Below are 7,017 nucleotides of genomic sequence, written 5' to 3' on the forward strand. Positions count from 1 at the left end.
GGCGTCACCAGGTGTAGTCCGGGTCGACGTGCATGCACGCCTTGGTGTCCGAGGCGTTGAGCGCGTTCGCCGACGCCGGGGTGGTGTCGTCGTCCGCGGTGCACTTGGTACCCGAGCGCCAGTCGGCGCCGACGACCAGCGTGACGCCGTCGACGTCGGTGGACTTCTTCACCTGGCCGGCGGGGATGCCCAGGACCTTCGCGACCCGCTGGGCGTCGCCCGCCAGGTCCGCGCTCGGATAGCGCACCAGCGTCTCGTCCTCGCTCAGCAGCGCAGAGGTGTCGGCCGCCGCCTTCGTGAAGCCCTTGCCGACGAGGAGTTCCGTGACGGCCGCGGCCCGGCCGGTGACGGCGGTCTCGGTGCTGCTCTTCGTGCCGTTCTGCACCTGGACGGCGATCCTGTCGTCGGCCGCCGCCCTGTCGGTGACCTTCGTCGTGGTGGTCGTCGTCTTCTTCTTGTCCTTGCCGTCCAGCGCGACGTCCTCGCGGACCAGCCGCCACAGCTTGGCCGCGTCGGTGGGCCTGGGCAGGACGCGGTTGCCGTCGGAGGAGTACACGAACGGCATCGTCGTCATGGTGATGCGGTCGGTGGGGACCTTCTTCAGCTCCTTGCTCAGGTCGTAGAGCTTGGTGACCGAGCCGAGACCGGTGTCGACGGTGAGCGCCTTGGTGGCCGTCTCGGCGAGCCCCAGGAGCTTGTCGGGGTTGCTGAGGGTGGCGTTGGAACGCAGCTGGCGGACCATCGAGTTCATGTACATGTGCTGGGCCTTGGTCCGGGCTATGTCGCTGCCGTCCTCGAAGCCGTACCGGGTGCGCAGCCACTGCAGGGCCTGCTTGCCCTTGACGGAGGTGGTGCCCTTCTCCAGCTTCAGGCCGGAGCCGTGGCCACTGGAGGTGTGCGAGTAGATGTTGGCGTCCACGCACACCGGCACCCCGCCGATCGCGTCCGCCATGGACACCACGCCCGAGAAGTCGACCATCATGAAGTGGTCGATGTGGATGTCGGTGAGCTTCTCCCAGGTGGCCACCGTGCAGCCGGGCCCGCCGCGTTCCAGGGAGGCGTTGGTCATCGTGTCGGCGGTGGCCGCGTACACCTTGCCGGTCTTGGCGTCGGTGCACCTGGGGATGTCCACCAGGGTGTCGCGGGGCATGGACACCACGGACATGTTGGTGCGGTCGGCCGACACATGCAGCAGCATCTGGACGTCGGCGCGGGCGGCGGTGCCGATGTCGGCGGCGCCGCCCAGCTTCACGTTCTCGGCGGAGTCCCGGGCGTCGGAGCCGATCAGCAGGATGTTCAGCGGGGTCTGACCGGCCGCGTTCGCCTTGGCCTTCGTGGCGCGGTCCTTGGAGTCCCCGATGTTCAGGGACTCCTTCCTGATGTTGCCGTTGAGGTGCTCGTAGTACAGGTACCCGGCGGTTGCGGTGCCGGCCATGGCCAGCGCCAGGACCGAGGCCGACCAGCGCACGACCCGGCGTCTGCGGCGCCGGCGGTCACCGTCCTGCGCCCCGCGTCCGCTCTGCCGGCCCCCGCCGTCCTGGGACGTGAGAGACATGGTGTCCTCGACCGACACCACGTCGGACACCTCCCCCCGCACACTGCTGCGCACCACCTTGCCCGCCCTCCCGCTCGCACCTGCCACCACACCCGGAACTCCCGGGCACCTGGGCACCTGGGCACGGCGGCAGTGTCATGCAGTGGCTTAGGAGTTACCTGTGCCTGGCTGTGCGGACCTGTGTGTGAAGAGACCGTGCCGCCTGTAGCGATCCTGTACGGGACCGGCGGCACGGCCCGCTACCAGCGGTAGGGCGCGTACACGTCCATGCACTGCTTGGTGTCCGAACCGTTGATCGCGTCGGCGTTCTCCGGCAGGTCACCGGCCTTCGGCGCGGACTGCTTCGGGTACGCCGTCCCGTCCCGCCAGTCGCCGCCGACGACGAGGGTGACGCCCGACACATCGGTGGTCTGCTGCACCTGGCTGGTGGGGATGCCCAGCGCCTTGGCGACCGCCTGGGCGTCGCCCTGCAGGTCCGCGCTCGGGTACTGGACCACCGTCTTCTCCACCGACTCCGCGGCCCCCGAGGTGTCCGCGTCGGCCCTGGTGTAGCCCTTGGCGGCCAGCTCCTGGGCGAGTGTCCGGGCCCGGCCGGGAACCGCGGCCTCGGTGGCGGTACCGGTGGCGTTGCGCACCAGCACGCCGAGGCTGCCCGCGGCGACGGACGGCTCCTTGGTGGGCCGGGTGCTCGCCGTGGTCTTCTTCTTGCCCTCCTCGGCACCGCCGTTCTTGTCGAACGCCACGTCGTCGCGGAGCATCTGCCACATCCTGTCGGCGTTGGTGCCGTCCGGCAGGAGGTGGTCCTTGTTCTGCGGGTCCTGGATGTTCGGCATCGTGAGCGAGGTGATGCGGTCCGTCGGCACCGACTTGAGCTGCATGCCCAGGTCGTAGAGCTTCTTCGGGGTGCCGATCTCCTCGGAGACCGTCAGCGACTTGGTGGCCGCCTCCGCCAGGTTCATCAGCCTGCCGGTGTCGGTGAAGACGTTCTGCCCCTTCAGCGTCCGGATCATCGAGTTGAGGTACATGTGCTGGGCCTTGGCCCGCAGCGGGTCACTGCCCCAGGCGTGCCGGGTGCGCAGCCACTGCAGGGCCTGCTCGCCCTGCACCTTGTGCGTGCCGGCCGTCATCTTCAGCCCGGAGCCGCCGGACACCGCGGCCGTCGGCCGGTCCCACACGTTCTGCTTCACACAGACGTCGACGCCGCCGATGGCGTCCGCCATGTTCACCACGCCCGCGAAGTCGATCGTGATCCAGTGGTCGATGTAGACCCCGGTGAGGTTCTCCCAGGTGGCCAGCGTGCAGCCGGCGCCGCCGCGGGCCAGCGACTCGTTGATGATGGTGTTGGTCGCCGGGTACACCTTGCCGGTCTTCGGGTCCGTGCACTTGGGGATGTCGACGCGGGTGTCCCGGGGGATGCTCACCATCGCCGCGCTCTTCCGGTCCGCCGACAGGTGGATCAGCATCTGCACGTCGCCGAGCGGCGGGCTGCCCCGGTCGTACTTGGCGCCGCCGAGCTTCACGTTCTCGTCGGAGTTACGGCTGTCGGAGCCGATCAGCAGGATGTTCAGCGGCGTCTGACCGGCCGCGTTGGCCGCGGACTTCCGTGCCTTGGCGTCGCCGATGTCGCGCTCGCCCTTCTGGATGTTGCCGTTCAGGTGCTGGTAGTAGAGGTAACCGGCACCGGCCGTACCGAGGATCACCACCGACAGCACGGTCGCCGACCAGCGCAGTACGCGACGTCCGCGTCCGGCCGGGCCGCCGTTCGGGCCGCCCTTGCGGGACCCGCCGCCGGTGCCGCCCGGCGCGCCGGGGGCCTCCGGCGCCTCCGGTGCTCTGCGTGCCTTCGGTGTTCTGTGTGCCTTCGGTGCGAGGGACATCGTGTCCTCGACCGCAGGCACCTCCCCCCGCACATCGCTCTGTGTCAACGCCCTGCCCTCCCCACCCTGCGCCCTGCGCGCACAGGCCCGCCGCCACGCCCCCCGTCGGACGCCACACGGACCACACGGGTCCGCCCCGCGCCCGGTTAGACGCGTGACGGACCCATAGGGTTACCTCTTTATTCGCTGTTACTTGGCGGTCATGCCGGGTAACTCTTCGTCGCGCCGCCCTACTTGGCGCAGGTCACCTTGTCCGCCGTCGTCTTGCTGTCCACGTCCGGCGCCTTTGTCGGAGTGGTGAGGGAGACCCCCGCCCCCTGGAAGTCCTTGCCCAGTGTCAGGGTGATCGCGGGCAGGCCCTGGGAGTTGACCACGCTCTTGCCGGGCTTCATCGCGGAGCCGGACAGCCCCATGAGACTGGCCAGTTCACGCGCCTGGTCGGCCTGGTCGGGGGCGTACTCCAGGGTGGTCTTGCCGAGTTCGGCGTCCGCGTTGCCGGCGTTCTCCGACTTGAGGACGCCCTCCTGGTTCTGCAGCCAGCTGAGGGTCTCCTGGGCACTGCCGGGCGGGGCCCCGCCGTTGAGGATCCGCACCCGCACCGCGGAGGCCGCGGACTTGCTGCCCTCCAGGCGGGCCGCGGCCGCGTCCTTGCTGGCCTGCGCCTGCTTCTTCTTGACGGCCGTGAAGGAGACGTCGTCCTTGATGGCCTGGAAGACGGCGGGCGCCTTCGTGTCGTTGAGCACGACGGTCGCCTTCACCTTCTCCGCGGGATTGTCCAGCACCGGGATGGTGGTGAAGGTCAGGTTCTTCGGGTTGAGCTTGCCGAGCTCCAGACCGAGGTCCTTCAGCTTGCCGATGCTGTCCAGCTGGGAGTCGACGGTGAGTGCCTTGGTGCCGACCTCGGCCAGCTTCAGCAGCTTGGTCGGGCTGGTGAGCGTCGAGTTGGAGCTGAGCTTGCGCATCAGGGCGCTCAGGAACTGCTGCTGGAGCTGGATCCGGCTCAGGTCGCCGCCGAAGCCGACCGAGTGCCGGGTGCGCACGAACGCCAGCGCGGTCTCGCCGGAGATGTTGTGGGTGCCCTTGGACAGCTTCAGGTGCGAGTCCGAGTCGTCGATGTCCTTGGCGAGACACACCTCGACCCCGCCGACCGCGTCGGTCAGCGTCTTGACCGCGTTGAAGTCGGCCACCATGAAGTTGTCGGCCTGGACCCCGGTCAGCTCGGTCACCGTGCGCACGGTGCAGCTGGCGGTACGGCCGTCCTGGCCGAGGCTGGTGTTGAAGCGGACGTTCTCGGTGCCCGCGATGACCTTCTCGCTCCCGTCCGACTGCTGCGTCTGGCAGTCGGGCACATCGACGATGAGGTCGCGCGGGATGCTCAACGCGGTGGCGTTCGAGCGGTCCTTGGAGATGTGCAGCAGGATCGTGGTGTCGGCGTGCCCGACGCTGCCGGCGTCCCCGTAGCCCTCGTTGCCCGAGCCCGTCCGCTTGTCGGTACCGATGATCAGCAGGTTGATGGCCTTGTCCTTGCTGAAGCCACCGGTGCTCGCGCCGTCGTCGGAGACGGACGTGATGTTGTCGTTGAGGTGCTTGATGTAGAGGTAGCCGGCGGCCGACGCGGCGACCAGCACGAAGGCCATGGTCCCGCCGGTCCACAGCAGGACCTTCTTGGCCTTCGACTTCTTCTTCACCGGCTGCCGCCGCGAGCGCCGTCCCGCCGGCGGCTCGGGCTCGGCACGCCGTCTGCGCTGCCCCGGAATCTCCGGGGCAGAGGTCTCCCGGGTGCCGCCCGCGCCCGGCGGGGCCGGCTTGCGCGGTCCGGGTACCGGCGACTGCGGTGCGGAAGGTGTCAGTCGCAGTTCGTATTCACCGGTGTTCGGATTGAGCACCCACTGGTCTGCGGGATCGATGTTGTCCGCCCGCCCACGGCCTTGCGCGTCCACGGTTGTCCGAATCCTCCGTCGGGGCCACGCGGCGCCTTCCCCCCACCAAGGCGCTCGGTCACGTTTCGCGGTGCGCGACCCCAGGACGGACCTCGCGGCCGGATGCACCGGAGCGCTCACACTATCCGCCCAGTTCAGCGTCGAGTGACGCCAGTGACAAATTCATCGTCCCTACAACCGGGCAATCCATCTCATTTAACTGACAATGAACGGCACGGAAGTTCGCCGCCTTGGCGCGTGCTTTACTCGCACCTGTCCTCGGCGGCGGTGTTACCGCGAAACGCGGACGCCGAGGAGTCCTCGGCGGCGGAAGCGCTCTTCCTGGCGACCTTCACCGGCCGGTCGGCCCGCAGCAGCCCGAACAGCGCGTCGGCCTTGCCCGCCACCAGCTGGTCCCGGTTGGAGTCGTACACATACGGCTCCCGCGGCACGGTGAGGAACTGCACCTGGTCGGTCGGGACGTCCCGCAGCCCGCGGACCAGCTGGTACAGCCCGCGCAGACTGGCCAGCTCCGGATCGGTGGTGAGCGCGGAGGTCGCCGCGTCCAGCAGCGGGTAGAGCTTCGCCGGATTCAGCAGTACGTCGCTGCTCTGCACCTTGTTGACGAGTGCCCCGAGAAACTGCTGCTGGCGGTCCATCCGCCCGGTGTCACTGCCGTCCCCGAGCGACTTGCGCACCCGCACGTACCCGAGCGCCTGCTCTCCGTCGAGGGTGACCCGTCCGGCGGGCAGCCGCAGCTTCGCCGCCTTGTCGTCGATCGGTTTCTTCAGGCACACCTGCACCCCGTCGATCGCGTCGACCATGTCCTTGAACCCGTTGAAGTCGACGACGACGTAGTGGTCGACGCGGATGTCCGTGAGCTTCTCCACGGTACGCACGGTGCAGGCCGAACCTCCCACCTCGAAGGCCGAGTTGAACAGCGTGAACGAGGGCTCGGTGCGTCGCCCGTCCGCGCGCAGGCAGCCGGGCACGTGCACCATCAGGTCCCGGGGCAGCGAGACCGCGGTGGCGCTGCGCCGGTCGCGGGCGAGGTGCAGCAGGATGGTCGTGTCGGAGCGTTCGGTGCCCGAGTCCTTGCCGTAGCGGCCGTTGCCGTCCCCGGCGCGGGTGTCCGACCCGATGAGCAGGATGTTCTGCGCGCCCCGCACCAGCGCGGTGGGCCGCTCGCGCTCGTACCGGGCGAGCTCGGCCTCGGCCGCCTCGTCGGCGGTGATGTTGTGACTCAGCTTGGCGTACAGCGCCCAGCCGCCGCCGACAGCCCCGACGAGCACCACACCGACCCCGAGCGCCACCCCTCTCGCCCAACGCCGGCGCCGCCGCCGGGCAAGCCCGGACCCGGTGGCGGATGCCCCTACGACGTCGGTCACTCCTCAACAGTGCCCTGGGACGAGAGCCGAAGCCGGGGTAACTGGTCCACGCGGGTGAGCAGCCCCACCAAGGGGCGTCCGGCTGCTCATGCCGGTGCCTGGTCCCACGTTCTCGGGGGCGCGGGGAACTGCGCGAACGGCCCCCACCGGCCCGCAGCCGAGGAACGGCCCCCGCCGGCTCGCAGCCGAGGAACGGCCCCCGCCGGCTCGCAGCCGAGGAACGGCCCCCGCCGGCTCGCAGCCGAGGAACGGCCCCCGCCGGCTCGCAGCCGAGGACC

At 69.6% G+C, this 7,017-nt stretch carries 4 protein-coding genes; all 4 read right to left on the reverse strand.

Features of this window, described 5'->3' with window-relative positions; translation table 11 throughout:
* Positions 1 to 4: 4 nt before the first annotated feature.
* The gene (locus ACIQVL_RS34705) at positions 5 to 1,555 is read right to left on the reverse strand and encodes an LCP family protein (RefSeq protein ID WP_403477331.1); all 1,551 of its coding nucleotides are present in this window, start codon (positions 1,553 to 1,555) and stop codon (positions 5 to 7) included.
* A gap of 239 nt (positions 1,556 to 1,794) precedes the next feature.
* The gene (locus ACIQVL_RS34710) at positions 1,795 to 3,432 is read right to left on the reverse strand and encodes an LCP family protein (RefSeq protein ID WP_403477316.1); all 1,638 of its coding nucleotides are present in this window, start codon (positions 3,430 to 3,432) and stop codon (positions 1,795 to 1,797) included.
* A gap of 230 nt (positions 3,433 to 3,662) precedes the next feature.
* Positions 3,663 to 5,372 carry an LCP family protein gene (locus ACIQVL_RS34715; protein ID WP_403477317.1) on the reverse strand — a complete coding sequence of 570 codons (1,710 nt, stop codon included), beginning with the start codon at positions 5,370 to 5,372 and terminating at the stop codon, positions 3,663 to 3,665.
* Positions 5,373 to 5,614: 242 nt separating this feature from the next.
* Complete coding sequence (locus tag ACIQVL_RS34720) at positions 5,615 to 6,739, reverse strand: LCP family protein (protein ID WP_403437347.1); 1,125 nt, start codon at positions 6,737 to 6,739, stop codon at positions 5,615 to 5,617.
* Positions 6,740 to 7,017: the final 278 nt, after the last annotated feature.

The organism is Streptomyces sp. NPDC090499 (assembly GCF_044769305.1).
GTDB lineage: Bacteria > Actinomycetota > Actinomycetes > Streptomycetales > Streptomycetaceae > Streptomyces.